The organism is Sneathiella sp., assembly GCF_041689005.1.
GTDB lineage: Bacteria > Pseudomonadota > Alphaproteobacteria > Sneathiellales > Sneathiellaceae > Sneathiella.
In genome coordinates this window covers 1-1,908 of sequence record NZ_JBDNHC010000119.1, presented here as the reverse complement: position 1 = coordinate 1,908, position 1,908 = coordinate 1, and the positions used below count along the sequence as shown (strand labels likewise).

Sequence of the window (1,908 nt, the reverse complement as noted above, 5' to 3'; positions counted from 1 at the left end):
GTTAATACGTTGGAAGGGACTAAAACCATTCGTGCTGAGAACGTTGTTATTGCCACAGGATCCACTCCCATAGAACTGCCCATTCTTCCCTTTGGCGGCAAGGTTATCAGCTCCACTGAGGCTTTGGCGCAGAACAAGGTGCCAAAGAAAATGATTGTTGTTGGTGGTGGATATATTGGACTTGAGATCGGAACAGCATTTGCTAAGCTCGGAAGTGCTGTTACGGTGATCGAAGCTGACGACCGTATTCTACCGCAATATGATGCAGCTCTAACAAAGCCCGTGAAAGTAACTCTTGAATCACTTGGCATCACTGTTTTGACCCAAACTAAAGCAAAAGGTCTTGAAAACGGTAACTTGATAACGGAAACCGCTGGTTCTGTAGCAGAACTGGAAACCGATCTTATTCTTGTAGCCGTCGGTCGCACCCCGCGTAGTGATAGCGCTAATATTGAGATTCTCGGCCTGACAATGGATGGTGTATATATCAGAATTAATGATCGTTGCGAAACCTCAATGCGTGGTGTTTATGCTATTGGGGATGTCACGGGGGAACCGATGCTTGCACATCGTGCGATGGCACAGGGCGAACTAGTCGCAGAACGCATCGCCGGTCACCCTCGCGTCTGGGATAAGGCTTGTATTCCAGCAGTATGTTTTACTGATCCCGAAATTGTTTGTTGCGGGCTCTCGTCCCGTGAAGCCAAAGACAAAGGTATCGATGTCCAGGTCGGCCAATTCCCTTTTGCTGCCAATGGCCGAGCGATGACGACAGAGACGGAGACCGGTTTCGTTCGGGTCATCGCACGCAAAGATAACGGACTAATTCTTGGATTTCAGGCGACAGGTGTCGGTATTTCTGACTTGTCTGCCAGTTTTGCCACAGCAATTGAGATGTGTGCACGTCTAGAGGACATGAGTAGCATCATTCATGCTCACCCGACCCGAAGTGAGGCTATACAAGAAGCAAGCCTGTCTGCTTTGGGCATCCCACTGCATATATAGAGTGCTGTCATCTAAGGATGCGTCCTGAATTGTAAAAGATAAACTTTGGTAATCCAACAGTCATCATGTCAGTAAAAATTTTTATGTAGAAATGGAGTTGACTAAATGTGACGCCGCATATTAGAAAACCTTTGCATTCAGCAGATGCTTATGTATGAAAATGCTATTAAGTCAACATTTCACGATAGCGCTGCACAATGGGTTCATCGATGAATTCGCCGTTAATTATTGCAAAAGCTTCGCCTTGGGCTTTGGCGTTTTCATAGGCTTCGATCATAACTTGTGCTTCTGCAATCTCGACCTGAGTTGGCTGTATCGCCTCTTGCGCTAACTGGGCCTGATGTGTTGTAAGAACAAATTTACCAATTAATCCAAAGCTGCGGCCGCGCTTGACCGAAGAAGTCATACCATCATCGTCGTTGACGTTCAGCCAAACACTATCAATTGGAGGTGCAATATTCGCAGCTTTGGAAGCAGCGACCAAAGCTGAGCGAAAATAACTGATCGTTGTTTCGTCTGAGTCGATTTTTAGAGAAAGATCGCTAATAAGGTCACCTATGCCAAGCCCAAACTGCACAGGCCTGGAGAATCCTCTTCCAATTTTTGGTAAATTAATGAAAGCTGTTCCGGTTTCAATTAGTCCGATCAATTCGAGGGATTGTGGTTCAATACCGCTACGACACTCCATCTCATGAATAAGCCAATTTGCAATAATTAATTGGTCATTCTGTTCGACTTTCGGGAGTACTATTCCGTCAGCGCCAGCGCATGAGAACGCCGGAGCAATTATCCACCACTGAAGCGGCCAGATTTCCTGGTTGTTGGCCGGAGTAAAAATCCGCCAGTGGTAAGCTTTCTGCTTTTTGCAGAGGGCGGGGATGAAGCAAGTGGAATTGTATGGTC

At 46.5% G+C, this 1,908-nt stretch carries 2 protein-coding genes; one reads left to right on the top strand and one right to left on the bottom strand.

Annotated elements, in window-relative coordinates; translation table 11 throughout:
* The coding region (locus ACESNI_RS13610) for an NAD(P)/FAD-dependent oxidoreductase (protein ID WP_373087747.1) at positions 1–1,005 on the top strand (1,005 nt) is incomplete at its 5' end.
* A gap of 166 nt (positions 1,006–1,171) precedes the next feature.
* Here the strand turns inward: ACESNI_RS13610 and ACESNI_RS13605 are convergent.
* A partial coding sequence (locus ACESNI_RS13605; RefSeq protein ID WP_373087744.1) for a CoA ester lyase occupies positions 1,172–1,908 on the bottom strand: 737 nt, incomplete at its 5' end.